This window comes from Sporosarcina quadrami (assembly GCF_014836615.1).
Lineage (GTDB): Bacteria > Bacillota > Bacilli > Bacillales_A > Planococcaceae > Sporosarcina > Sporosarcina quadrami.
Window position 1 is genome coordinate 1 of record NZ_JACSQN010000019.1, and the last position, 26,608, is coordinate 26,608.

27 protein-coding genes, 1 pseudogene and 1 riboswitch are annotated in these 26,608 nt (G+C 39.3%); of the genes and pseudogenes, 24 read left to right on the forward strand and 4 right to left on the reverse strand.

The genetic code is table 11. The features are described 5' to 3' along the window. The coding region (locus H9649_RS17900; protein WP_225229941.1) for a hypothetical protein at window positions 1–203 on the reverse strand (203 nt) is incomplete at its 3' end. A gap of 194 nt (window positions 204–397) precedes the next feature. Here H9649_RS17900 and H9649_RS15515 point away from each other — a divergent pair. The 6 genes and pseudogenes from H9649_RS15515 to H9649_RS18095 all read left to right on the forward strand — a co-directional run bounded on the left by H9649_RS15515 (window position 398) and on the right by H9649_RS18095 (window position 9,550). Then, window positions 398–1,414, forward strand: coding sequence for a GTPase (locus tag H9649_RS15515; protein ID WP_191695809.1), 1,017 nt, complete (start codon window positions 398–400; stop codon window positions 1,412–1,414). Between the two features lie 210 nt (window positions 1,415–1,624). Next, entirely contained in the window at window positions 1,625–4,513 is a 2,889-nt protein-coding gene (locus H9649_RS15520) for an S-layer homology domain-containing protein (protein ID WP_191695810.1), read from the forward strand. A gap of 245 nt (window positions 4,514–4,758) precedes the next feature. Continuing rightward, a complete protein-coding gene (locus H9649_RS15525) occupies window positions 4,759–7,611 on the forward strand; it encodes an S-layer homology domain-containing protein (RefSeq protein WP_191695811.1) in 2,853 nt (950 codons plus the stop codon). Window positions 7,612–7,699: 88 nt separating this feature from the next. Then, a complete protein-coding gene (gene nadX / locus H9649_RS15530) occupies window positions 7,700–8,491 on the forward strand; it encodes an aspartate dehydrogenase (RefSeq protein WP_191695812.1) in 792 nt (263 codons plus the stop codon). A gap of 150 nt (window positions 8,492–8,641) precedes the next feature. Further along, a pseudogene (locus H9649_RS18090) lies at window positions 8,642–9,016 on the forward strand (PAS domain-containing protein); the annotation flags it as partial. A gap of 42 nt (window positions 9,017–9,058) precedes the next feature. Beyond that, window positions 9,059–9,550, forward strand: coding sequence for a methyl-accepting chemotaxis protein (locus H9649_RS18095; protein ID WP_225229944.1), 492 nt, complete (start codon window positions 9,059–9,061; stop codon window positions 9,548–9,550). 41 nt (window positions 9,551–9,591) lie between these two features. Here H9649_RS18095 and ypfJ read toward each other — a convergent pair whose 3' ends face one another. Together ypfJ and H9649_RS15545 are read right to left on the reverse strand one after the other, a co-directional pair. Continuing rightward, window positions 9,592–10,428 (reverse strand): KPN_02809 family neutral zinc metallopeptidase, encoded by an 837-nt coding sequence (gene ypfJ, locus H9649_RS15540; RefSeq protein ID WP_191695814.1) that lies wholly within the window; start codon window positions 10,426–10,428, stop codon window positions 9,592–9,594. Between the two features lie 127 nt (window positions 10,429–10,555). Then, complete coding sequence (locus H9649_RS15545) at window positions 10,556–10,981, reverse strand: YusW family protein (RefSeq protein ID WP_191695815.1); 426 nt, start codon at window positions 10,979–10,981, stop codon at window positions 10,556–10,558. Between the two features lie 125 nt (window positions 10,982–11,106). Between H9649_RS15545 and H9649_RS15550 the strand changes: the two genes are divergently transcribed. From H9649_RS15550 to H9649_RS15560, 3 genes are all read left to right on the forward strand, one after another. After that, window positions 11,107–11,358 (forward strand): hypothetical protein, encoded by a 252-nt coding sequence (locus tag H9649_RS15550; protein WP_191695816.1) that lies wholly within the window; start codon window positions 11,107–11,109, stop codon window positions 11,356–11,358. Between the two features lie 210 nt (window positions 11,359–11,568). Continuing rightward, the gene (cyoE, locus tag H9649_RS15555) at window positions 11,569–12,504 is read left to right on the forward strand and encodes a heme o synthase (protein WP_191695817.1); all 936 of its coding nucleotides are present in this window, start codon (window positions 11,569–11,571) and stop codon (window positions 12,502–12,504) included. 24 nt (window positions 12,505–12,528) lie between these two features. After that, window positions 12,529–12,693: a hypothetical protein gene (locus H9649_RS15560; RefSeq protein WP_191695818.1), complete on the forward strand. Its 165-nt coding sequence runs from the start codon at window positions 12,529–12,531 to the stop codon at window positions 12,691–12,693. Window positions 12,694–12,738: 45 nt separating this feature from the next. On the opposite strand, the gene metE is transcribed toward H9649_RS15560, so the two are convergent. Then, window positions 12,739–15,036 (reverse strand): 5-methyltetrahydropteroyltriglutamate--homocysteine S-methyltransferase, encoded by a 2,298-nt coding sequence (metE, locus tag H9649_RS15565; protein WP_191695819.1) that lies wholly within the window; start codon window positions 15,034–15,036, stop codon window positions 12,739–12,741. A 161-nt stretch (window positions 15,037–15,197) separates the two neighbouring features. Next, a riboswitch (cobalamin riboswitch) is annotated at window positions 15,198–15,331 on the reverse strand. 183 nt (window positions 15,332–15,514) lie between these two features. Between metE and H9649_RS15570 the strand changes: the two genes are divergently transcribed. From H9649_RS15570 to H9649_RS15640, 15 genes are all read left to right on the forward strand, one after another. Continuing rightward, window positions 15,515–16,309, forward strand: coding sequence for a basic amino acid ABC transporter substrate-binding protein (locus H9649_RS15570; RefSeq protein WP_191695820.1), 795 nt, complete (start codon window positions 15,515–15,517; stop codon window positions 16,307–16,309). A 74-nt stretch (window positions 16,310–16,383) separates the two neighbouring features. Further along, a complete protein-coding gene (locus H9649_RS15575; RefSeq protein ID WP_191695850.1) occupies window positions 16,384–17,100 on the forward strand; it encodes an amino acid ABC transporter permease in 717 nt (238 codons plus the stop codon). Beyond that, window positions 17,097–17,819, forward strand: coding sequence for an amino acid ABC transporter ATP-binding protein (locus tag H9649_RS15580; protein WP_191695821.1), 723 nt, complete (start codon window positions 17,097–17,099; stop codon window positions 17,817–17,819). Before H9649_RS15575 ends, H9649_RS15580 begins: the two co-directional genes overlap by 4 nt. 100 nt (window positions 17,820–17,919) lie before the next feature. Then, window positions 17,920–18,570: an SIMPL domain-containing protein gene (locus H9649_RS15585; protein WP_191695822.1), complete on the forward strand. Its 651-nt coding sequence runs from the start codon at window positions 17,920–17,922 to the stop codon at window positions 18,568–18,570. A 112-nt stretch (window positions 18,571–18,682) separates the two neighbouring features. Beyond that, entirely contained in the window at window positions 18,683–19,141 is a 459-nt protein-coding gene (locus H9649_RS15590) for a GNAT family N-acetyltransferase (protein ID WP_191695823.1), read from the forward strand. Between the two features lie 8 nt (window positions 19,142–19,149). Further along, complete coding sequence (locus tag H9649_RS15595; protein ID WP_191695824.1) at window positions 19,150–19,902, forward strand: alpha/beta fold hydrolase; 753 nt, start codon at window positions 19,150–19,152, stop codon at window positions 19,900–19,902. Window positions 19,903–19,920: 18 nt separating this feature from the next. Further along, window positions 19,921–20,487 carry an NUDIX hydrolase gene (locus H9649_RS15600; RefSeq protein ID WP_225229942.1) on the forward strand — a complete coding sequence of 189 codons (567 nt, stop codon included), beginning with the start codon at window positions 19,921–19,923 and terminating at the stop codon, window positions 20,485–20,487. A gap of 2 nt (window positions 20,488–20,489) precedes the next feature. Beyond that, window positions 20,490–21,029, forward strand: a complete 540-nt coding sequence (locus H9649_RS15605) for a Rossmann-fold NAD(P)-binding domain-containing protein (RefSeq protein WP_191695825.1) — start codon at window positions 20,490–20,492, stop codon at window positions 21,027–21,029. A gap of 6 nt (window positions 21,030–21,035) precedes the next feature. Continuing rightward, a complete protein-coding gene (locus H9649_RS15610) occupies window positions 21,036–21,599 on the forward strand; it encodes a DUF402 domain-containing protein (RefSeq protein ID WP_404828781.1) in 564 nt (187 codons plus the stop codon). Beyond that, window positions 21,589–21,954 (forward strand): hypothetical protein, encoded by a 366-nt coding sequence (locus H9649_RS15615; RefSeq protein WP_191695827.1) that lies wholly within the window; start codon window positions 21,589–21,591, stop codon window positions 21,952–21,954. The genes H9649_RS15610 and H9649_RS15615 overlap by 11 nt, the downstream gene beginning before the upstream one ends. A gap of 28 nt (window positions 21,955–21,982) precedes the next feature. After that, window positions 21,983–22,471 carry a tetratricopeptide repeat protein gene (locus tag H9649_RS15620; protein ID WP_318241709.1) on the forward strand — a complete coding sequence of 163 codons (489 nt, stop codon included), beginning with the start codon at window positions 21,983–21,985 and terminating at the stop codon, window positions 22,469–22,471. 215 nt (window positions 22,472–22,686) lie between these two features. Continuing rightward, window positions 22,687–22,824 carry a hypothetical protein gene (locus H9649_RS15625; protein ID WP_191695829.1) on the forward strand — a complete coding sequence of 46 codons (138 nt, stop codon included), beginning with the start codon at window positions 22,687–22,689 and terminating at the stop codon, window positions 22,822–22,824. 358 nt (window positions 22,825–23,182) lie between these two features. Next, complete coding sequence (locus H9649_RS15630; protein WP_191695830.1) at window positions 23,183–23,875, forward strand: ABC transporter ATP-binding protein; 693 nt, start codon at window positions 23,183–23,185, stop codon at window positions 23,873–23,875. Then, window positions 23,872–25,497 (forward strand): hypothetical protein, encoded by a 1,626-nt coding sequence (locus tag H9649_RS15635; RefSeq protein WP_191695831.1) that lies wholly within the window; start codon window positions 23,872–23,874, stop codon window positions 25,495–25,497. Before H9649_RS15630 ends, H9649_RS15635 begins: the two co-directional genes overlap by 4 nt. Continuing rightward, the gene (locus tag H9649_RS15640; protein ID WP_191695832.1) at window positions 25,488–26,588 is read left to right on the forward strand and encodes an ABC transporter permease; all 1,101 of its coding nucleotides are present in this window, start codon (window positions 25,488–25,490) and stop codon (window positions 26,586–26,588) included. Before H9649_RS15635 ends, H9649_RS15640 begins: the two co-directional genes overlap by 10 nt. Window positions 26,589–26,608: the final 20 nt, after the last annotated feature.

The following is a 26,608-nucleotide window of genomic DNA, read 5'->3' on the forward strand; positions in this document are numbered from 1 at the left end:
CCGTAAACCACCAAGTCGCGCTCGTAAACTCCGTCGCTGCGCTCGTAAACCGTCAAGCTGCGCCTGTAAACTCCGTCGCCGCGCTCGTAAACCGTCAAGCTGCGCCCGTAAACTCCGTCGCTGCGCTCGTAAACCGTCAAGTCGCGCTCGTAAACTCCGTCATCGCGCCCGTAAACCTCGTCTCCGCGCTCGTATAGGTGCATGAACCTCTCTATGTAAGTCGAAATCCGCTCAACCTCATCTAATACTACTCTTTATATGCTCACAGGTTCTTCAACAAATATAACTTTTAACTTTCACCTAATTAGGGTAGTAATTTACTAATTGAATCTTATTTAGTAAATAGAACGTATATAAGACAAAACAAAAATACGACAACCAATAAGAGGTGTTATATATGAAGAATAACTGGATGTCAGACGAAGAGTTTGACCGCATATTTGATGAAAAGTCGACAGAGATAAACGAGCAACTGGAAAGCGAAATCCTCATCGCGATGATTGGCGACGTCAATGCAGGGAAATCTTCAACGATCAATCGTCTAATGGGGACAGACGTCGCTCAAGTCGGGGCGAAACCTGGAGAAACACAAAACATTAACCGATTTGTTTTTAAAGAAAATATTGTTTTCGTAGACACGCCAGGTCTTGATGATATTTATAGCGAACATTCTGCGGAAACGATGAAATTCTACAAGCATGCCGACGTCATTCTTTTCTTCTTGAATGCAGCAGGAACTGTCTTATCTGAAGCAGAATTGATTTCATTGAAGAAAATAGCAAGTGTCAATACAGATTTGATTATCGTGTTAAATAAAATTGATGCCGCTGATGATATACCTAGTCTTGTGAAATATATACAGGATCATACCGGTTATGCGTACCCCGTTACACCAATTTCATCCCGAACAGGGCAAAATATCAATATGCTCCAAAAAGAAGTTTTAACTATATTGGAGTCAAAAAAAAAGGATATTCTGATGGCAAGTAATATGGCGGATAAGTCAGCAATCGCAAAACGATGGATTTTAGGAGCTGGCGCGTCTGCTGCGGCAATTGGTGCTGTGCCTATTCCTGGTTCTGATTTTGTCCCGCTTACAGCCTTGCAAGTCAGTCTAATGTTAAAACTATCTACACTTTATGGAAAACCGATTTCAAAAGATAATGCTAAAGAACTTATTATCGCAACAATCGTCGGCAATATCGGCAAAACTGTTTTCAGACAAGTTGTAAAAGTTGTACCGGGAGCGGGAATGGTTGTTGGGGCAAGCGTGGCTGGTGGAATGACCATTGCACTTGGACATGCCGTGAAATACGCGCATGAAAACAATATTGAACTAACACCAAAATCATTAAAACCGATTTACAAAATGTTTTTAAAGAAAACGTCAAAAGAACTTAAAGGGAAAGAATAATAAAAACCTTAATGAATTACAAATATGTGCGGAAACTAGTAAATTGCAATATAAAAATTAAAGTAAAGTTTAGTAGACTGGTTATATATCCATTAATTACCCCTATGAATTTATCATAATAAGATTAATAATGTAATACGAGGGTTCATGTACATGGGATACATATTTACTCTCAAATTATTAGTTCTACTTATAGGAGGAAATTAAATTATGGGTAACCAACCAAAAAAATACCGCAATTTCGTACTTGGTGCAGCATCAGCAGCACTAGTAGCATCCGCAGTAGCTCCAATCAGTGCTAATGCAGCAGACTTCTCTGATGTGACAGGCAATACGCATGAAGCAGCTATCAACGCATTGGTTGAAGCAGGAGTCATTAAAGGATATGAAGACGGTACATTTAAACCTAACAAATCTTTGACTCGTTCTGATGTTGTCAAAATGATGGGTAAATGGCTTGTATCTATGGACTATGAAATCCCGACAGATTACAAGACAAATCCACGTTTTACTGACCATACATCTAAAACAAACGATGAACTATTAAAATATGCGGCATTAGTAAAAGATAACAAAGTATTTGGCGGGTATGAAGATGGTTCACTAGGAGCGGGAAAAGCAATCACTCGTGAAAACATGGCGATTGTGCTCGTACGTGCTTATGACGCTATCCATAAAACAGATTTAGTTTCTTTAGTAAAAGAACAAGAATTTGATAAAGATGTTACGGACCTTTCAAAAGCAAAAGCTGAAGCGCGTGAGTATATCGACGTTCTTGACTATTTCGACATTACAAACCCAGTTGCGCCTCAATTCAATCCTAAAAATACAACAACTCGTGGACAGTTTGCATCATTCCTCTACAAAACTACAAAAGTAGAAGTAGCTGAAAAAGTAGATACTGAAGCACCTAAGTTAGTATACACAGGCGCAACAACACTAAACGTTGAATATAAGGCTGCATTCACAGCTCCAGTCGTAACAGGAACTGACAACAAAGATGAAGAAGTAGTAGTTACTTCTGCAATCACTAACGCAGCTGGCGAAAAACTAGCTGAAATCGATACACAAGTTCCTGGCGCTTACACGATTACATATAGCGCAGTTGACGCAGCTGGAAACAAAGCTGAAGAGTTAGTTCTTACAGTTGTTGTCGCTGAGCCGTCAACTTCTGAAGTTGTTTCAGTTAATGCTATTAATGCTACTCAAGTAGAAGTTAAATTCAATAAAGAAGTAGACGCTTCAACAGTATTTGCTGCAGGTACAAGCGGTACTCTTAAATCAGGTGTTTTCACATTTACTCATTTAGACCCTAATACAGGATCCACAAATGATGTAGTTGGTAACACATCTACTGGTGTACTATCTAAAGATGGTAAGACACTTACTATCACAGCAACTGCGGGTAAAGTATTTGAAGGCCGTTATGATGTTAAAATCGACGGAGTTAAAGATGTTGAAGGCAAGAAGATAGTAGTTTTCGATAAAAAGGTTCTAGACCTTGGTAAAGATACAACTGCTCCGACAATTACTGGAACAGAACGTATTTCTGCTAATAAAGTAAAGATTACATTCTCAGAGCCTGTTCAATCTCTCACTCCAACTTACACATATGCTGATGGTTCGACGGTAACTAATGCGACATCTGCAGTATCTACTGGTGCAACTGAACTAGTAGTGGATTTGAAAGATGCAGCGATTCTAGTAAACAAAGAAATTACAGTAACATTCAATGGTTTGAAAGATATGGCTGGTAACCTGGTTACTCCACAACCTTCAACTGTTAAAGTAATGAAGGAACAAGTTGATGGTGTTACTCCAGCAATTAGTTCAGTTACTCAAACAGGTGCAAAAACTTTCAATATTAAATTCAATAAAGATGTAGAAAATATTGGATTTACTGTTGATGGAGCAGAAGTAGATGTTACTGGAGCAACAGCTGTTACTGCAATTGAACAAGTTTCTGCTAGTGAATACAAAGTAACTGTTGATACTAATCTTGACGGAGCAACTACTGTGACTGTTAAAGCTGGTAAAGCTGTAGACTTAGCTGGTCAAACAAATGCTGCTGACCTATCAAAAGTTGTAACATTTAGTCAAGATGTAATTGCACCGAAAGTAACAGCTTCTAAGATAGTTGTAGACAAGAATAACGCTGAAGTTCTTGAGTTAACATTTGATAAGGATGTAACAGCAGGAGTAGTTACAGTTGCTGGTAAACAAATCAAAGACTATGTAACTACAACTGGAATTTCTGAAACACCAACATCTGTTTATGCGGATGGAAAAGGAACTAACAAAAGAGTACTCCATGTTCCATTGTCAGCTACAGCACTAGCAGTTGAAGGTGCAGCATATGACGTAACTATTTCTTCTATCGCGGTAACGAATATTGCAGGTAATAAAGCAATGGAAAGCGTGAAAGTTCAGTTTACACGTGGTAAAGACGGAGTTGCTCCAAGCGATATCAAAAATGCACTTATTGCAGTTACTCCAATTGCACAAGATGCATCTATCAACAATAAAGTAACTGTTGAGTTTACTGAAAATGTTGATGGAGCTACTGGTACGAATGTTGCAAACTACATGATTGATGGAGCAGTAGTTGAATCAGCAAGAATCGTAGCCGGTTCACCTAAAATTGTAGAGTTAACGTTGAAGGCTGATTCTAATACGTTCACAGGTGTACGTAATGTAACTGTTCAGAACGTAAAAGCTGTTGGTTCATCAGTTGCTATGGATAAGTACACAGGTACAGTAACTCTTAAAGAGAACGTAGCGCCAAAAGTTGAGAGCGCAGTGCTAACTACTACGGGTTCTGTAACTTTGACATTCTCAGAAGCTGTAATTGCTGCAGCTGGAACTATTGACTTTGAATTGGTGATTGGTGGAAAAACAGTTGCTACTAACGATACTGTTACAACACGAGTAGCTGCTACTCCAGGTTCAAAAACTGTTGTTTTTGATTTAGAAACTGCTGTTTCTGCTGAAGACATTGCTAATGGTTTAGAACTTAAGCCACTAAGCACAATGAACTTGAAAGACTTTGCAGGAAATAGCATCTTTACAACAGGTAACATCAAAATTACTAACAACTAATTTAGTAAATGAATGATATCTACGTTTTAAAGGCAGAGTCCCTTAATCGAGCAATCGGTTAGGGGGCTTTTCTTTTTATTTTTCTTTAACAACCATACCAACAAGCATTTTAAATACGAGAAACTGTACTTAGTTTCCCCTATGAATTTAGCGAAATAAGATTAAAAATCTAACAGGAGGGTATAAGTAGATGGGATGAAATTCTTTCAAAAAAATTGTTACATCTCAGAGGAGGAAATTTTTTTATGGACAACCAACAAAAAAAATACCGTAATTTCATGATCGGTGCAGCATCAGCCGCATTGGTCGCATCAGCAGTAGCACCAACAAGTGCAAGTGCTGCAGATTTTTCTGATGTTAAAGGAAATACGCATGAAGCAGCTATTAATGCATTAGTAGATGCAGGTGTCATTAAAGGATATCCAGATGGTACATTTAAACCTAACAAATCATTAAATCGTTCTGACGTTGTCAAAATGCTGGGCAAATGGCTTGAATCAATGGACTATAAAGTTCCAGCAGATTACAAGACTAATCCTCGTTTTACAGATCACACATCTAAAACGAACGACGAACTATTAAAATATGCAGCACTCGTAAAAGACTACAAAGTTTTCGGTGGGTATGAAGACGGTTCACTTGGAGCCGCAAAGCCGATTACGCGTGAAAACATGGCAGTTGTTCTTGTAAGAGCATATGATGCTGTGTACAAAACGGACCTAGTCACAATGGTAAAAGGAATGGAATTCGATAAAGATGTTACCGATCGTACGAAGGCAAAAGCTGAAGCGCGTCCATACATCGATGTTCTTGACTACTTTGACATTACGAACCCAGCTGCACCCCAATTTAATCCTAAAGGGACAACAACTCGTGGGCAGTTCGCATCCTTGCTTTATAAGACTTCATTAGTAGATATGAAGGAAGAAGTTGACACAGAAGCTCCTAAACTCGTATACACTGGCGAAAAAACGATTGAAGTTGCATACGGTGCTAATTTCTCGGCACCAGTTGTCACAGCTACTGACAATGTAGATGAAAAAGTTGAAGTCACTTCTGTCATCACAAACGAAGCTGGTGAAAGACTTACTGCAGTTGACACGAAAGTTTACGGCACATACAAAATAACGTATAGCGCTGTTGATGCTGCTGGAAATAATGCAGAAGATGTAGTAGTTACTGTGAAAGTAGCAGAGCCTAACAGTTTGGAAGTAGCATCAGTCGAAGGATTGAGTGCGACTCAAGTTCAAGTTCACTTCAATCTTCCTGTTGACAAAACTACAGTTTTCAATACAGATGGAACTCTCAAAACCGGTGTCGTTACAATGACTTCTCTTGATGGTGTTGCGCCAGGTAACTTGACTGGCACGCTTTCAGCAGACGGTAAAACTTTGACAATCACTACTCAAAATGCAGTTTCCAAGCGTTATGACGTAGTAGTAGACAACGTAAAATCATATAACGGCAAAAACATTGTGAAATATACAGGTATGGTAACTTTATCTGAAGATAAGACTGCTCCTACAGTTGTGAAGACTGATAGATTGTCAGCAAGCAAGTTCAAAGTTACGTTCTCTGAACCTATTAAAGAACTTGGAACAGTAACATACAAACTTGCAAATGGCACCGTTGTTAGTGGAACAGGCAATGGAGTTACAAATGACTTTACAGTCGGTGCAACAGCAGTTACATTCACAATCGGTTCTGATGTTACAGCAAACCAGGACGTTATGGCTAGCCTTGTCGGAACAAGAGATATGGCTAATAACTTAATTTCACCTAATCCAACTAACATCACTTTCCAAAAAGGTGATAAAGATGGTGTGAAGCCTGCTGTCTCTACTATTACACAAACGGGTGCGAAATCATTTGCAATCAAATTCTCTGAAGAGTTACAAGTAGCGCCTACAGTAACTGTTGCAGGAATGACTGGAATTACAGTTGCTAAAGATGCAAATGATCCGACAGTCTATAACGTTACAACAACTGAAGTATTGGATGACGCTAAGACAGTAACAATTACTAATTTTACTGACCTTAGTGGTGAAATGGGCGATTCTACAACGAAGGTGGTTACTTTCGTTCAAGACATTAATGCACCGAAAGTTCAATCCAGTAAAGTTGTATCTGACGAAACGAATATGAAGCAATACTTGGAAATCACATTCGATAAGAATGTCGACTTAGGAACAAATCCTACAGTTGATGCGACTGGTTCATTCGTTAAAGACTATGTAACGACAACAATTAACGATAATGCTTTGTCAGCAGCGCCTGTAACTTATAAAAATGCCGGGAATAAAAAAGTCGTCCGCGTAGAATTGGATACATTCCTTGGAACAACATTTGATGTAGAAGGTGCAGCATATACACTTGACTTAACATTTGCAAATGTTGCTAGCGAATTCGGAGTAGCTGCTCCTAAAGCTTCAGTATCATTCGTTCGTGGAACTGATGGTACACCTGCCAATACTGCTAAAGTAGGCGTGGAGTCAATCATTCAAGATACTAATGATAACAACAAAGTGAATGTTACATTCGATAAGAAAGTGGATGGTGCAACTGCTAGTAATGTAGCTAACTATTCAATTTCTGGAGCTATTGTTGAATCTGTAACACTGATGCCTTTTGCTAATGATAAGCAAGTTGCAGTACTTAACTTAAAACCAGGTTCAAACACTTTCACAGGTGTTCGTAACATTAGCGTTCAAAACGTTAAAGCTGCTGGCTCTACAGTAGCAATGGACGTCTACACAACTAACACTGTATCATTAAAAGAAAATGTAGCTCCAACCGTTACAGCTGCTAAGTTAGTAGGCACAAACCAAGTGGAACTTACTTTCTCAGAAGCAGTTACAACTACAGCTGGCACACAAGACTTTGAACTACTAATTGGTGGTTCAACAGTTGCTACTAAATCTGTAGTTACAAGCCCGGCAAGCGCTGGACAAACTAAAGTTACTTTCAATCTTGAGAATAACGTTTCTTCTGCAGATATTATTAACGGTCTTACACTAAAACCATTGAACACACATACTGTAGTCGATGGTGCAGGAAACAAAGTAACAGCTTCCTCACCAATTACAATTGTCCAATAATCAATAAGCACGATAATTTTACCCCCTTCGGCTCTATCGAAGGGGGTTTTCATATATACTGAATTAAAAATAGATAGGATTGAATTCAATGAACATCGGTCTAATCGGAAAAGGTTCTATCGGCACATTCTTACTCAAAAAAATAAATGAAGAACAACTTCTTCCAAATCATAGAATCACAGCAATCTTCGACGAGCGTGAAAGTTCCCGTCCAACAATAACTGCTTTAGCTGAACAATATCGCTGTGAAGCAGTATTTGCATTGAAAACATTTCTTGAAAAGGATCTTGATTTAATAATTGAATGCGCCACTATCGATGTGGCTAGAAAGTATTCTCGTCGAATAGTAAAGCATACAAACTTGCTATTAATAAGTATTGGCGTTTTAGCAGATACTTATTTCGCAGATGAACTTGAAAAGTTCGCTAAAGAAAACGGACAGAAAGTATTTTTGCCGTCGGGTGCCATCGGAGGACTGGATGTAATTAAAGCAGCCCAGGTAGCTGGCGAGTTGGATTCTGTTACTTTGACATCACGAAAACCGGCAAAAGCGCTAACTGATAAAACGCTTCTGGAAGAAAAAATTGTTTTTGAGGGATTTGCTGATGATGCAATTGCTAAATTCCCAAAAAACGCAAACGTCGCGATTGCTTTATCGCTCGCTGGACTTGGTGCCAGGAAGACAAACGTGAAAATTATCGCTGATCCAATTGCGACTAAAAATATTCATCATATAGAAGCTGAAGGTGGTTTTGGACAATTTGAAGTGACGATTACAAACAACCCTTCACCTGACAATGCAAAAACTAGTTATTTAACGGCCCTCAGCATATTATCAGTCTTACATTCTATTGAAAAAACTGTCGTAATAAATTCTTGAATTGACTAAAATTTAAGAATTTCACATCCAAGGTATTCCAATTTTTCCTGTACTATGATTTAATAAAGAAAAGCATGTTATAAAAGTCTTAAATGTATTCTTTCTTAAGTTAGTTTCTTTGGATTATAGGTATATTGAAGGGGTGAAGATGTGAATACAGCGATAGAAGTAGTAACAGATGATCATGTCGTAAAAGCAATTGAAGCAAATCTAGCAATTATCCGTTTCGATACGAATCATAAAGTAGCTTACGTTAATGATAATTTCGCCTCTGCTATGGGATATGACGCGAAAGAAATGATTGGTGTATCACATGAGAAGTTCTGTCCTCCAGAGTATGTAAGGAGCGGAGCATATGAAAAGTTCTGGCGAGAATTGTTGCGAGGGGTCAGTCAACAAGGCAAAGTAGAAAGAATTGATAAAAAAGGAGATCCAATTTGGCTTGAAGCGACTTATATGCCGATATTTGGGGATGGAAGTAAGAAGGTAATCGGCATTTCTAAAGTAGCGACAAATATTACGAAGCGCCAAACAGCTATCACATCTGTCGTCCAGGAATTACGTAATATGTCTGAGGGATTGACTGAGCGTGCAGATATAGGGATTGGTAGGAGTAAAGAGCTTCTTACAACTATTGAATCTATTGCCAAAACGTCTAATGAAAATGAGGAGATTTTATCCCATTTACGCGTTCACACCGACAGTATTCAGATGATCGTCAAGACAATCAGGGAAATTGCTGCACAAACAAATTTGCTTGCACTTAATGCCGCCATCGAGGCAGCGCGTGCCGGGGAACATGGCAGAGGATTTGACGTTGTTGCGAAGGAAGTGAGAAAGTTGTCGGCGAATGTTGAAAAGTCGATTGTTGAAGTGCGACAAGGCGTTGAAGCAATTTCAACAGACGTGCTGAACATTTCTAACGGCACAGTGCTTGCTAAAAAGTATATCGAAAGTTGTCAGCAACACATTAAAGTTGCAATGGAAGATTTCCAGACAATAGCGTCGTCTGCATCTGAACTTGAAAGCCAATCCAAAAAAGTGTCTGATATTATTTGAATATCAAAATCGACCGAAAATGATTTCGGTCGATTTGTTCTTTATAGATTAGCTGCTTTAAATGTATCGCCTTCATCCAAATTGCCTGCTTTGAAGCCTTTGGAAAACCAGCGCATACGTTGCTCTGATGTACCGTGTGTAAAGCTTTCAGGAACGACATATCCACGCGCTCGTTTTTGGATCGTATCATCTCCTACAGCGCTTGCTGCAGTAATGGCTTCCTCATAATCGCCTTCTTCCAAGACACCCATTCCTTTTGCATGATGTGCCCATACTCCAGCTAGGTAATCGGCTTGTAATTCAAGTCGCACGGAGTATTTATTGTGCTCCTCTTCACTTACTTGGTTGCGGATTTTTGCCATTTCATCACTTACACCAAGAAGTTTTTGAACGTGGTGTCCAACTTCATGCGCGATGACATAAGCCATTGCGAAATCGCCCGGTGCTTTAAAGTTACTTTGCAGCTCATCGTAAAAACTCAAATCTATATATAATTTCTCATCAGCAGGACAATAGAACGGTCCAACTGCTGCACCAGCCATTCCACAAGCCGATTGAACGCTGCCAGAAAACAATACTAGTGTCGGTTCCCGGTACGTCATTCCTTCTTGCTCAAAAATAGTGGACCAAACATCTTCCGTATCAGCCAAAACGACCGACACAAACTCTGCTAATTCTTTATCTTGTTCAGTTTCCACATATTCTGTATTTGTCGGGGATGATGTCACTCCTGATAATATATCGGATGGATCTCCACCCATAAATAGCACTACGATTACAAGAATTATACTTCCAATCCCGCCACCAACGAGAGTTTTCCCACCCATACCTCTTCGATCCTCAACATTTGAACTTCCTCTTCTGCCTTTCCACTCCATTCCTATTCCTCCTTGTGACGTAACTGTTAAATAAACATGTGATTACCTATGTCATACCCTTTTTTGTTCTGTTAGAAGCGTAATAGAAAAAAGATATCAATTGCCTTAAAAGCAATCGATATCCCGCTTATTTGGACATCATTATTTCCTTACCATCATATCCTTTGAAAGTGATTTCAATTTTTATTTGTTTAAAATCATTAAACCCAAAAGCGTCAGCGGTTTTCTTGATGAGCTCAGTTTCTTCTGTCTCTGAATCAATATCCATCTTTTCCAATATATCCATCAGCTTGGACATTGCTTTTTCTCCATGCAGATGGACTTCATCTTTTTTATGAGAATACTCCGCTTCAGAACGTTCTTTCTTTTCAGTAAAACTTGCAGAGAGGGCCCCGCTTTGCTCTTTCGTATCAATTGTGACAGAAAAAGAAGTGATCCCGTATGTATCGACAACATTTTCAGCCTCTTTTTCAGGAATGAGGTTTTGATTGCTGCACGCTGTTAATACAATCGAAATTAGAACGAGAGAGATTATAAAAGTTAATTTTCGCATGTGAAATCATCCTTTCCATCTGTTAGTATTTAACATGACCGCTAGCATTAATAACTATACATATTTACGTATTATTGAAACTTATTTGCGGCATGACCGTAAAGAATAGAAGAGGAGTGAACAAATTGGAATTGAACGGAACTGAACAGACGAACCAAATGATGTCATTGAAGGATTGGATTATTACCATTATTCTTATTGCGTTACCGATCGTAAGCCTCATTATGCTCATTATTTGGGCAACAGACAAAAAAGATCCACGTAATAATTTTGCGAAAGCGTATCTAATTGTTATGGGGGGGATTTTTGCGTTAGTCATGTTGTTTTATGTTCTTATGCTAATTCTCTTTCTTTTCATTGGAATAGCTGCACAATGAAAGCTTGGGAGCTCTTACGGGAGCTCTCTTTTTTTATGTACATTATCATAAACCGGCTGATGGCTAAGACGATTTTGAATAATTTGTGACGAACAAAGAGGGAAGTAAGGGAATTTCCAAATAAAAAGAGATAAACCTTTAAATAATTAGGAATGAAATGATATGATAATAAGGATAATAGTTAAGAATGCTTCTAAGGAGCGTATATAGATGACGAAAGAAATGGATATTACTTATAATGAAACTAAAACTACAATTGAAAAAGAGCGTACGACTACAATTATTGCAGATCTGAAATCGCTTTTCAAAGCGCCTGTACTGCTAGCGAATGCGTTGCCTGTATTTGTAGGATTCTGGCTAGCCCTTCATTTTACTGGGGGATCCTTACTTGCAAACAGCAAGCTGTTTTGGCTGACGATTATCGGTAGTACAATTTTAATGGCAGGTGCACTTGTATTAAATAATTGGTACGATGTAGATATTGATACGGTTATGAAAAGGACGCAAAATCGCCCGACAGTAACTGGTAATATATCGTTAAGTACCGTACTTAGCATCGGTATTGGATTGTCTGCAATAGGGATGATCATGCTCATGTTTACAACGATGGAAGCGGCGATTTATGCATTTGTCGGTTGGTTCACATACGTCATTATGTATACGATGTGGACGAAGCGTAAGTATACGTTGAACACGGTTATCGGAAGCGTTTCAGGTGCAGTTACGCCGATGATCGGTTGGGCTGCGATCGCGCCATCCTATCATATGGTTCCAATCATGCTGTTCATCATATTGTTCATTTGGCAAATGCCGCATACATTCGCGATTGCTATGCGCAAATATAATGAATATAAGGCTGCGAATGTTGCGATGTTGCCTGTCGTTAGAGGCTTTAAAATGACTAAACGGCAAATGTTCGTTTACACGGCATGCCTGTTGCCATTGCCTTTCTATTTAGGGTCACTTGGAATGGTATTTGTCGTATTGGCAACAATTTTAAATATTGGTTTTCTTGCAGTATCGATTCGTGGCTTCTTTGCAAAAGATGACGATAAATGGGCGTACGCCATGTTCATGTACTCGGTCAATTATATCGCGATTTTGTTTTTGTTGATGGTTGCTGTTACATTACCACCAATCTTCTAAGATGAAACGGGAGTTGATGGATGTATGTTGAGACGAAAAGCTAAACGAAAAGAGAACAATGAGCGTTATTCTGCACTCGATATTCTTGCGGATATACTACTGTTCGTCCCAGAACTCTTATTTTTGCCGATTCGATTAGTATTATTCCTCCTTAGACCTCTACTCCGTTTAATTGGCGATATATGGTGAATGAAAAAAGTTCCGCAACTCACTTACTGAGCTGCGGAACTTTTTTTAGTTTTGAGACAGCGCACCCAATTGTTCACGTACTTGCTTAGTCGCAGTAAACATATTTTTTAGGGCTGCAATCGTTTCTTCATGTTTTCTTGTCTTCAAACCACAGTCAGGGTTGATCCAGAACTGTTTAACATCCAATACTTCCAAGCCTTTTTCGATAATTTCAACCATTTCATTTACCTCTGGAACACGTGGGCTATGGATATCATAGACACCTAAGCCGATACCTTTGTCATAATGGAACGTATTGAACGCATGGACAAGTTCACCATGGCTACGAGAGGTTTCAATTGAAATGACATCTGCATCCAACGCGCTAATCGCATCGATGAAATGATTGAAGTCACAGTAACACATATGTGTATGAATTTGCGTCGTATCTTTGACAGTTGCTGTGGAAATACGGAACGCATTGACTGCCCAATCCAAGTATTCATTCCACTCTTCTTTCTTAAGAGGCAACCCCTCACGAAGTGCCGGTTCATCCACTTGGATCATATGGATGCCTGCAGCTTCAAGTGCTTCAATTTCTTTACGGAGCGCAAGTGCAATCTGGTAGGTGACATCTTTGAGCGGAATATCGTCACGGACAAATGACCAATTCAACATTGTCACAGGGCCAGTAAGCATCCCTTTCATCGGCTTGTCCGTAAGAGATTGAGCATAGACCGATTCATCAACGGTCATTGGTTCTACAAAAGCGATATCTCCATAAATGACGGGAGGCTTCACACAACGTGAGCCATACGAAACGACCCACGCTTTTTCAGTGAACACGTATCCGGCCAACTTCTCTCCGAAATATTCAACCATATCTGTCCGCTCAAACTCCCCGTGTACAAACACATCCAAACCGATTTCTTCCTGAATCGCTACCCATTGTTTAATTTCCTCATGAATAAAATCTGAATATTGTTTGTCAGTAATTTCTTTTTTGCGCCATTTTGTGCGGGTAGCTCTCACTTCAGGTGTCTGAGGGAAGCTGCCAATTGTTGTTGTCGGCAGGATTGGAAGATTAAATGCTTCCTCCTGTTTTAGGCGACGTTCTGTAAAAGCAGATGTACGCTTAGCATCGCTGTTAGCAATGGATTGGACAGCGTCAAGTACATCTGTACGATTTCTTGCTGGCAATTGTGCGAGATTTTCACACGCTCTCACACTTTTCTCGATAGCATCAGTTATAGTTTCAACACCACCATTGATGGCTTTCATGAGTGTGGATACTTCTACAAGTTTTTCATCTGCAAATGCAAGGGCTGCCTTGATTGTTGTATCCAATTTTTGTTCAGAAGCCAATGTTACTGGCACGTGTTGCAGACTGCAAGAAGGTTGGATCCATATTGCATCAGTTTTTAGATTGCCATTAATATCGTTAAGAAGATTTACTTTTTCTTGTAGATTTGACCGCCAAATATTTCTTCCGTCGATGACACCTGCGCCTAAAATCTTGTCGGAAGGGAAGCCATGCGTTTTCAAGTTTTCAACGTTTTTATCGAGCCCGTGAACAAAGTCCAGACCAATTCCGTCAACTGGTAAAGAGACAGTCTCTTCATACCAATCTACTGAATCGAAATAAGTTTGTAAGAATATTTTCAGCTCAGGCACAGCTTTCCGTAATTGTGCGTAAATCTGTTCCACTATTTTCATTTCTTCTTTTGAAATGGAAGTGGAAAGAACGGGTTCTTCTAATTGAACCCATTCAACACCTTCTTCTTGGAGCTCAAGGAGCACCTTTTCATATAACGGCAACAATTGTAGAATGAAAGCGGGGATATCGGTATGCTCATATCCTTTGGATAGTTTGATGAATGTATAGGGACCAATTAGTACCGGTTTACCTTTAACGTCAAGTTCTTCTTTTGCTTCTCGGTAGTCCTGTAGAGGTTTATTTGCCGTTAATTGCAGATTATGACCTTCGTATTCTGGAACGATATAGTGATAGTTCGTATCAAACCATTTTGTCATTTCACAAGCTACGGTTTCTTTGTTTCCGCGAGCCATGGAGAAATATGTAGATAATGATACATGCTCGCCGTTCCAATTATATCGTTTTGGAATCATGCCGAACATTACAGCGGTATCGAGCATTCTGTCATATAGCGTAAAATCACCAACAGGAATTAAATCTATTCCTGCATCTTTTTGTTTTTGTATACGAGAAAGACGAATTTCCTTTGTCACTTTTAACAGCTCATCTTCCTCAGTTTTGCCCGCCCAAAATGCCTCCAAAGCTCTTTTCCATTCGCGATTTTCTCCAATATATGGATACCCAATCGTACTGCTAATTGCTGTCATTTTCATCGACTCCTCAGTTTTTTTATTTTTGTCCATAAAAAAATACATTTCTAAGGAATGTTAGAAATGTACGTGTATCCCGTTTCACGGGTAAATGTATGCTGAAAAAGCACACAATTCAAGTGCGTATCGTCTAACACCTCCCTATTCACCGTAGGTTAGCAGCGTCGTTGAAACAGGCTGGTATCTGGCTTCGACAAGAGTCGTCACAGTGGCGGGACCGCGCCGGAATTATACACCGGCTTCCCATTTAAGATCTGATGTGTGTCAGATCACCTATTTCCTAAGCTATTCTATTAATAGTGATGACTTAAGTTAGCATATTTAAAAATGTCTGTCAACAAACACAAGTATAAGTGTAATATTTTTAAAAAATTATATATTATAAATATTCAGTTGTAGTAAACTTGAATTTCGACTATAATCTAGTAAAGTATTGCTTTATCTGTTTTTAACACAAATTGAGGGGGATTGTTTCATGGGGAGAACATTCAAACACATTTTGTTGCTGGCTGGAGTTTTTTGTCTATCAATTGTAGTCGTGGCATGCGGTACAAAATCGGATACTAACGGAGCCAGTAAATCAAGCACCGATGGTAAAAAGAAATTGATTGTTGGAACGGACGCGACATATGCGCCAATGGAGTATATGGATGCGAAAGGGAATATTGTCGGAATTGATATCGATATCGTCAATGCCATTGCAGAAGCTGCAGGATTTGAAGTTGAGTATAAAAACTATGGGTGGGAGCCGTTATTCCCAGCATTAGATAACGAAGAAATTGATTTTGCTGTTTCTTCTATAACGATAGACGAAGAACGTAAGCAATCGTTCGATTTCTCTGATCCTTATTTTATAGCCAATCAATTAATTCTAATTCAAGAGAGTTCGGATGTAACATCTTTTGATGATTTGAAAGACAAAAAGGTTTCCGTTCAAATTAATACAACAGGTCATAAAGCAGTAAAAGAACTGCTAGGCAAAACGAGTAAAAATATCGTCGCAGCAGAAACGATGCCGCTTGCAATCAGTGAAATGATTAATGGAAATGCAGATGCGGCTGTTGGAGATAACGCAGTTATCATAGAATACAAAGTGAATAATCCGAAAGTAAAGTTGAAGACAGTCGAAGATAATAGCTTTGAAAAAGAATACTACGGATTAATGGTTAAGAAAGGGAACCAGGAGATTGTTGATTTGCTGAATGAAGGGATTAAGAAGATCAAGGAAAACGGAAAACTGAAAGAAATCACCGGCTTTGATGTGAAGTGATTGTTGAATTATAAGCAACATTTATTTGCATCGGGGAGGTGAGCGTTCTGGAGTTCTTAGGTTTGCGTGTTGACATGTTCGAAAACATTTGGAGTTATCGGGAGCTTTTCATCCGCGGTATTTGGGTGACATTAGCGTTGACCGCGGTTGGCTATATAGGAGGTTTCATCTTAGGTTTATTTGTCGGGTTGGGCAAGTTATCAAAAAGAAAATGGATTTACTATCCAGCTAAGTATTATGTGGATTTCTTTCGGGGTACGCCTTTACTTGTGCAAATTTTATTGATCCATACTGCGTTGATACCTAGTCTTTTCGGACATTCGCTAGGATTCTTCGTTTCAGGATCTGTAGCTTTGATGCTGAATAGTGCTGCATATAATGCGGAAATCATCCGTGCAGGGATTCAGTCTATTGATAAGGGGCAGATGGAGGCAGCCCGTTCTCTTGGAATGCCGCATAATACGGCTATGAAACTGATCATACTTCCGCAAGCTTTCAGAAGAATGATTCCACCACTAGGCAATGAATTGATAGCTCTTTTGAAAGACTCATCCCTCGTAACGGTTATTGCGGCAAGCGATTTGCTCTATGCAGGAAAAGTGGTTGCAGGTGCTTATTCTAGATTCTGGGAGCCTTATTTAACAGTCGCTATCCTTTATTTGATTCTGACGTTTATTTTCGGGAAAATTATTAATATGATTGAGAAGCGATTCAGCAATAGTTATGTCCCATCCTCCAGGAAGTCAATTTCTTCGGACAGACGTTCAAGAACAGGAGGCGATAAGAGATGATCAGCGTAAGGAATTTGCATAAGTCATTTGGTGATCTCCACGTATTAAGAGGCATTGATTATGAGATCAAAGAAAAAGAAGTGATCTGCGTGATTGGTCCAAGTGGATCCGGAAAGAGTACATTTTTGAGGTGTATGAACCTGCTTGAAGATATCACAAAAGGCGAAGTGGTCATTGACGGCGTGAAAATTAACGACCCTAAAACGAATATTAATGACATTCGCCGTGAAGTTGGAATGGTCTTCCAGCAGTTCAATCTGTTCCCTCATATGCGTGTATTGGATAACATCACCGTATCGCCCATACAAATTCGTAAAATGAACAAAAAGGAAGCTGAGGAGCTAGCTCATCAACTTCTTAAAAAAGTTGGTCTTTCCGATAAGGCAAATGCGTATCCCGAACAATTATCGGGTGGGCAAATGCAACGAGTAGCCATTGCTAGAGCACTTGCAATGAAACCGAAAATCATGCTGTTCGATGAACCGACTTCTGCGCTAGATCCTGAAATGGTGAAAGAGGTTCTGGATGTCATGAAGCAATTGGCAGTTGAAGGAATGACAATGGTCGTCGTCACGCATGAAATGGGATTTGCGAAAGAGATGGGGGATAGAGTGTTGTTTTTAGACCAGGGAATATTGATTGAAGAAGGAAGCCCAAGTGAAATATTCAGCAATCCAAAAAACGAACGGACGAAAGCGTTTTTCAGTAAAATTCTATAAACCTGCCAAGGAGCCAGTATGAAAGTCGCTGGTTCTTTTTTAATTTCCATTGCAAATTAAGCATAGAATCGAGTATAACGAAAATTAGGAGCGTGCAAACATGTATTATCCTTATATCCCGGAGCGCCATAATCGTTCTTCACGGAAAATCACTGTAACTGGTCATGGCCAAGTTGCGGTTGAACCCGATGTCGCAACAGTGCAGATTGAAGTGAGTACAGTGAATAAACAAGTAAGCGTCGCACAAGAGCAAAACGCTCAGATTATGAACCAAGTCATCCAGTCCATGCTACAACTGGGTGTACCTAGAGAAAATATACGTACAGTATCTTATACTGTTTCCCCGCAGTACGACTATGTCGATGGCAAACAGATCTTCAGAGGATACGAAGTGAACAATTCAATTTCTGTCAAACTCACAGACATCCAGCAAGTCGGGACTGTCATTGATACAGCAGTTGCAAATGGAGCGAATCAGATATCGAATATCCAATTCAGTGTGGAAGACGAATCCGTCTATAAACAGCAAGCGATTGATAACGCATTAAAGGACGCACAATTAAAAGCGACAACCATTGCAAAATCCCTCCAATTGGTTATGCAACCGCAACCGATTAAAGTGACGGAACTGGATGCTGTTGCGAACCCTGTACGATATAAGTCTGTCGCTATGTCCGATATGTCCTCCACGCCAATCGAGCAAGGACAGATTATCATAGCAGCTGCGATGAGTGTGCAATATTCATTTTAAACGATAAACCGGATCCTCAAAAACGGATTCGGTTTATTTTTTAAAATTCACAGGTTTTTCATACGACTATGTCGAATACTACATATATAAATGACTTTTAGGGGGAGAGAGTATGGGTTACGAAGTACAGCGAGTTCAAGATTTGAATACTTTAGACATAACAAAGCTTGTAAAGGAAAGCGAAGAAGAAGGGTACCGCTTTGTTTCACGATTAGTGAATGATTATGAAGATAAGACGAATACATTCAGTGAAGACGGAGAAGCTTTGTTTGCAGTGAGTAATCCATCTGGTGATATCGTTGCAATCGGAGGCATCAATCGTTCTCCATTTGCGGATGATGAAAATGTAGCGAGGCTCCAACGTTTCTACGTGTTGGAAAAGGCGCGTCGTCAAGGCGTTGGCACTTTGCTTCAAAATGCGATTATTGACCATGCAAAAAATCACTTCAAAGAGATTACCGTACGGACGGAGTCATCGAAATCGGATGCTTTCTATCGTGCAACAGGTTTTACATTTGACGATTCCGATACAGAGACGACTCATATCATGAAATTTAATAGTAAGGAATGAAAGAAAAAATGATTTATGATGAATATGGCGACAAGCATGCACCGCTCCTGGTTTTCATACACGGGGGCGGTGTTGGCGGTTGGATGTGGGATAAGCAAATCTCTTATTTTGGTGAATATTACTGTATCGTACCCACTCTCCAAGGACATGGCGACAGAAGTGATGAAAATACCTTTTCAATACGGGAAAATGCGATTGAATTGATAGACTTGATCAAAGAAAAAGGAACTGGAAAGAACATACATATTGTAGGTTTTTCAATCGGTGCACAAATCTGTCTGGAGATGATTCATCTAGCTCCGGCACTTATCACCACAGCAGTTGTAAACAGTGCGACAGTTATTCCGATGAAGTTTGTTAGCGCTTTAATAGCACCGACAATAAAAATGACTTTTCCACTTATCAAAAATAAGTCCTTTGCCAAACTACAAGCGAAGCAGTTGTATATGGATGGAGAATACTTTGAACGATATTATGAAGACAGTTTAAAAATGAAAGCAGCAACTCTTGTAGAAATACTGAAAGAAAATATGTCCTATTCACTTCCAGATAATCTTGCGGAAAGTGCAACTCGTATTTTAGTGACAGTTGGAGATAAAGAGAAAGGATTGCTTCTGAAATCCGCCAAAAAGATAGTCGATTGTCATAAAAAAACGGAAATGCATATCATTCCGAACATGGGACACGGTTTACCTATAGCGGATCCTCGATTGTTCAATGAAATTGTGGAGAAATGGATTATGGAAGATGAAACACGATGATTATATGGAGGGATTTAGTTGCGAAAATGGGAAGTTCTTAACTCGGGATACATTTATCAATCGCCGTTCGGTAATTTACGAAAAGATGCTATTCAAATGCCTGACGGAACCATTATTCAAGATTATTACGTAAATGAATATGCGGATTGGGTGAATGCAATCGTTTTAACGAAGGATGACGACATCATTCTCGTTGAGCAATACCGGCATCCTGGTAATGATTATTATTTGGAAATACCTGCAGGGAAAATTGAAGAAGGGGAAACGTATGCAGAAGGAATTGTACGGGAAGTGCGTGAAGAGACTGGGTATATTTCAGCAGAGCAGCCTATTCTATTAGGGGAGTTTATGGTTAATCCTGCGACACAGACTAACAAAGTGATCACCTTTTTAATCAAAGATGCCTATCATGTATGTGATCAGGAATTGGATGAAACAGAAATAATAGATGTAAAAAGGTATCCTTTTGAAAGTGTAGAAAAGATGATTCAAGAGAAAGAAATGACACAGCTGTTTTCGGTCAGCGCATACTATCTGGCTAAGAGTTATTTAGAAATGAAGAAAGATGTACAGCAGGAGGTTTAAGTATGTTGAATCCAAAACATGCGCTCATAATTGGTGGAACTGGTATGTTAGCTGGCGTTAGCAGTTTTTTGGCAACTGAAGGGCACTCCGTTTCAGTTGTCGGCCGTACTTCTTCAAAATTTAATCGCTTGATGAAGGATTGTCCACCTACTACAATTTTTCCTATTCAGGCGGATTACAATACGGATGAAATTTTCACTAAAGTGGAAGATGCGATAAAGGCCAGGGGACCGTTCAGTTTAATCATCAGCTGGACGCCGAATTATGAAGCACTTGAAAGGATTTGTGAATTGAATGAACAGGAAAATACCTTCCGATTAATCCATATTAAAGGAAGCAGAAGGTATTTTGATGAAGAAGAAATACACATTAAACTCAATTGTCAGTATGAGAAAGTGTTTCTAGGATTCGTTATGGAAGCTGGAAACTCTAGATGGCTGACGCATGAAGAAATAGCAAATGGCGTCATTCAACAATTTTTAGCTCCCATTGAAGAGCGGATTATTGGGCAAATACATCCATATAGTGAACGTCCGAGTTAGAAAGGCGTGAATTCTTTGTTGAAACGAAAATATGGAAGTCGGTACGATTGGAAGCGTATTTTGAAGAAAAGGTATACAGAAACGTATAGGACCACTCCACAATTTACGGGGTATATTAGTTTGTTTACAATGTGCGAAGTGATTGAACCTCTCAACATGATTTACAAAGAGAGGACTGTTTGTATTGCCGATATGGGATACAGTTGGTTGCAACATTTCCCTGAAGGTAAGCGCTATTCTGTAACGACTGTCTTTAATGCAGAAAATCGAATCGTCCAATGGTATATCGATATTTGCAAACAAAATGGCTATTGTAGTGTGAACGGTCCCTGGATGGATGATTTATTCTTAGATTTAATTGTCTTGCCATCAGGTGAAATTATCGAGAAAGATATTGAGGAATTAGAAGTTGCACTAAATGATCATTTGATTTCTATTCAGGATTACAAACAAGCTTGGTCAGACTTTAATGAAATAAAAACGCTGATTAGTACTAATCAATTCGGCATATTTGAACTTACCTACAAGCATTTTGATGAGCTTTCTAAGGGAGTTGTTGATGCTGAATAAAGTACCATCGTTAATCGGATTGTTATTCCTGTCAATTGTCTTGATTGGATGTAATGGAATACAAGGCAATCCAACACCAAAAGATTTTTTAACAGCTGATGATGCAGATATATTCTTATTTAAAGACGTCGTCTATTCAAACTCTGAGCATGTTGAATGGGTTACTGAATCGGATTATACACGCGGAGAGGAAATGGCCGAGATTACAAAGCAGGCAAGTAGTGCATGGTGGTTCACAAATGGCACAGCAAATAAACTTCCTGTTGGCACGCGCATTTTCTATACAGATAGCGGATTTGTCATCGCTATTGTTGATGAGAAGGAGATTCCTTATGTAGCAATGATAGAAGGTTAATAGGCCGGCATAATAGTAAAAACGAGGTGTGTTTAAATTGAACAAACTTACAAGTGCAATTCAATTACGAGAAGAAGGACAGTTGAATGAATCGAACGAACTTCTTGGAAAACTAGTAAAAGATAATCCTGAGAATGCGGAATTGAACTTTCACTATGCATGGAGTTTCGATGTCTTAGGAAAAGAAGCTGAAGCAGCACCTTATTATGAGAAGGCACTTCATATTGGAATGGATGATTCTGATACATTAAGCGCTACAATTGGCCTTGGCAGTACATACCGTACGCTTGGAGAATATAAAAAATCAAAACAGGTATTTGAAAGAGGAATTGCCCGTTTCCCTGAAAACAATGCACTGAAAACATTCTATTCAATGACACTTTACAATTTAGGAGAAACAAATAGAGCGATGGAAATTCTCCTGACTTGTATTGTGGAGACGTCTAATGACCCGGACGTGGGTCCTTACAAACGTGCTATTGGTTTCTATGCGGACAAACTAAATGACATATGGTGATAAAATATGAAAAAATTTTAAATTAAAAAATAAGAGTTATTTGTATGTGTGGATAATTTATATCTCAAAATACAAAATTATACTATTTATTTTTTATTTAGTCTAATTAATCGAAATAATTCGTACAATAGTATATTATATAGCTAGCATGAACAAAAGGAGGATAGGCGTATGAGGAATCAATAGATATAAAAACTAAATTGGAGGCGGTATAGTTGTTTAAGAAAGCAAGTCGTGTTGTTATTCTGTTCGGATTAATAATGTCGATGTCATTTGCCATGTCGTTCAGCCCAATTTCTGCTTCATCACAAAACCCGATATTTTATGAACAAGGTGAGGATTTTCAAATATAAGCTGTTGGTCGGGAAGTATCGCATTCTGTCATAAAATATGATGCAGACGCTCAATTTGCATCTTATTATAATTACTCTCGGGATCAATACGGATATTCAGGACGGATTCCATTGGCGTATGTCATCCGTGACTATCCAAAAAACACAGCCACGGCAGTATATATTGGGATTGTATACTGTGAAGGTGCATGTCAAAATAGCGATGAAAATAATGATAAAAAATAAACAAATGATTTTATTGGATTCATCTGAACTCCAATAATGGTCTACAAAAAGCCTGAGAGATGAATTCTTCTATCAGGCTTCTCGGTTATGTATACTGCAATTTCTTTTTAATAAAAGGGGGGTATTATACTAAATGGTTACAGAAATTACATGTTCAAGCCTAACGAAATCCTATGTTGGGGATGGGGTCAAAACGAACGCTATAAAAAATATTGACATCATCTTTAGAAAAGAAGAATTTTCAGCCATTGTAGGTTCTTCTGGTTCAGGGAAATCGACATTGCTTAGCTTGCTTGGAACATTGGACAAGCCATCTGAAGGAACCGTTCTATATGACAGCCATGACATCATGAAAAAAAGGAAAAAGGAAATTGCTGACTTTCGCTTCAATGAAATCGGTTTCATTTTCCAACAGTTTCATCTCCTACCTACATTGACTGCACTAGAAAATGTGATGACTCCTCTGTTTTCTAGAAAGGTACCATATAATAAACAGAAACGGGCAACAGAAGTGCTTGCACAGGTAGGTTTGGAGGATAAGTTGAATTCTCTTCCTTCGCAATTGTCAGGGGGACAGCAGCAACGGGTAGCGATAGCTCGAGCTATTGTACATAAGCCAAGTTGGTTATTGGCGGATGAACCGACAGGGAATCTCGATACGGAAACTGGCGAACTAGTTCTAGAATTGCTACGGAATTTAAAGCAGGAAGTAGGGTGTGGTCTCATTATTGTAACTCATGATCCCGAACTTGCCGCAAAAGCGGACAGAGTTATAACCATGAAAGATGGGCTTATAGTGTCTGACAAGATTGGTGCTGGCGTATGATTCGTCTCATTTGGCAAAGTTGGTGGAGGCGTAAAGAGCGTTTTCTGTTGTTGCTATTTGGAGCGTTGATTATAAGTGCTGGCTTATCCTATTTGGTAGGTCTATCTGAGACAAGCAAAGGGACAATTGTAGACGAACTGCAAAAACGTTGGTCGGCCTCCTATCATATTGTTGTTCGTCCTGAAGGATCACGCAGTATAACTGAATCGGACAATTTACTAGATCCCAATTACTTGAGTGGACTTGATGGGGGAATTAGCCTAGCCCAATATGAACAGATCAAAGCTATCGATAATATAGAAGTTGCGGCACCGATAGCGATGATTGGATATGGAACCTATAATCTGTACTTGGACAACTATGAGTTGGAAGACGAAGGGATTTATAGATTGATAGAAGAAGAAGTCATAAACGACGGAATCACTGAGAAACGAAATGAGACCCACTCCTACTTCACATATGGGAATGACGCCATTGTCCATCAGAAGTTCATAGAAAACGAAGGAGATTATTTTTTAGGTCCGATCTTCGAAAATATAGTGGTTGTGCGAAGTATTTTATTTGCTGGAATTGATCCTGAACAAGAAGCGAAATTAATTGGTTTGGACAAAGCAATAATAGCAAATGATCATAATCGTTACTTTGCTAAGGGAGATATTGTCGAAGAAAGACCTTTAACCGAAAATCAATCAGGGAAAGATTTGTCCGATGTTTTTTCATTTCCAGTAATATTTAGCGATACATCATATACTGATTTACAAACGAACTATACAATCGAAAAATTGGATCTGCCATTTGATAAGTCGGAAGCTTCAATTACACTTGAACGGGCCGAAGAAAATGGTGGCAGAAATTATTTGGATAAGCAACCCGGAACAGTTATAAGAAAGTATACCTATGACGATCAAGAAGTACTAGAAGAGCTCGGAAACAGTATGTCTGGTTACGATATGGTGACAGGTGACCCAGTCTATGAGAACCGATTGAAATTTGATTACATTACATTAGACAACCATCCAAGTCAGTTTCAATACAAACAAGTGGACAGCCCTTTCAAAGAAAGATGGCCGTATGCATATAAAATTGAAGTTCAGGAAAATGAAGGAATGCAAGGCGCTTACGAAGGCTTCCGAAAGATGAACTCTTTTATCGAGGATGGTTTGGCTCCATTAATAGCACCATATTGGATTGGATTCTACGATCCGACCAACTTGGATATATCCAAGGATCCTTTGAATGAGCTGCCGATGGAAACTTATCGTCCTGCATCTGCAGAACTTGTACTTGATGGAGATCGAAACCCTGTAAATCCGCCGGAAACATTAAAGCCGGAAGTAAGTCCGGATAATTTTCTTGCAAATCCGCCCGGAATGCTTACAACAATTGAAGCTGCAGAGATGATACGAGGTGATCAACCGATATCCGCGATTCGAGTCAAGGTGGCAGGGGTAAGTGAATTAACTGGAGAAAGTCAAGAAATGCTAGATCTTATCGCCCGTGAAATTGAAGAGAAAACCGGGTTGAATACAGACATTACACTTGGTTCATCTCCGCAACCGGCGCTAACAAATATTCCAGCGATAAATAACCAACCTGAGTATGGTTGCAACAAATGTGGGTGAAACTAGGCTCTTCCTTTACGCTATTCAAGGAAGCGAAGATTGGGTATACAGGGATTATTTTCAGCGTAATAGTCGTCGCATCCTTATATGTATGGGCATCAAGTTTTGTCTCTTTACTTGCAAGACGTAATGAGTTTGCAGTTATGGCGGCGGTTGGATGGCGACCTAGCCAAATTAGCCGATTGCTTGTTATGGAATCAGCCTTGCTTGGCGGATTTGTAGCATTCGTGTCGTGGACGATTATTGGCTTTGTCTACTTGACTGAAGGGGTTGCGGTTTCACCTTGGCGCTTTTTGGCAACCGGGATCATTGCTTTTGTCATTTATATAATCGGTGCGATTGTTCCTGCACTTATGGCAAGGAATATCTCCCCGTATTTGGCGATGCAAACAGGAGAGATATCGATCTCTAAGAAACGTTTGCTTCGTACTCGAGGCATAATGTCAATGTCAGCCAATCATTTCCTAGGTAAGTGGAAACGAAATTGGCTCTCAATCATCACGATTGCTTTGCCGACAAGTTTACTTGCCTTATTCATATATGTCGGTTTCCGGCTAAAAGGGGTCATGTATACGACATGGCTAGGACAATATGTCGCACTTGAAGTCGGTCCTATACAATATATTGCAATGATCATCGCGCTTGTCATCGCAGTATTGACGACATTTGAAATTACTTGGCAAAATGTTGCGGAACGTGGTGAAGAAATCGCAATACTCAAGTCGGTTGGATGGAAAAACGGCGCGGTTAGAAAACTTATTTGGTCCGAAGGATTATTCACAGGAATCTACGCAGCGATTCTTTCGCTACTGCTAGCGTTTGGCGCAATGTGGATTCTCTATGGAGAAATTCCGATTGATGATCTCAATACTATTCTTGTGACGGGTTTGGTCCCTATTGTTGTAGGTATTCTTGGAACAATCATACCAGCTGAAAAAGCAGCAAGAATGATTCCCGTCCAGGGCTTAGGCGGTCAGTTTGTAAATGACGAAAGCTCCGAAAAATGGATGCGTAAGTTAATCGTCTCGATCTTGGTAGTATTGTTATTAATGGTTATTTATACTGTATTCCGTTTCATATTGTCCATTTAACCATAATGTAATAGAAAGGA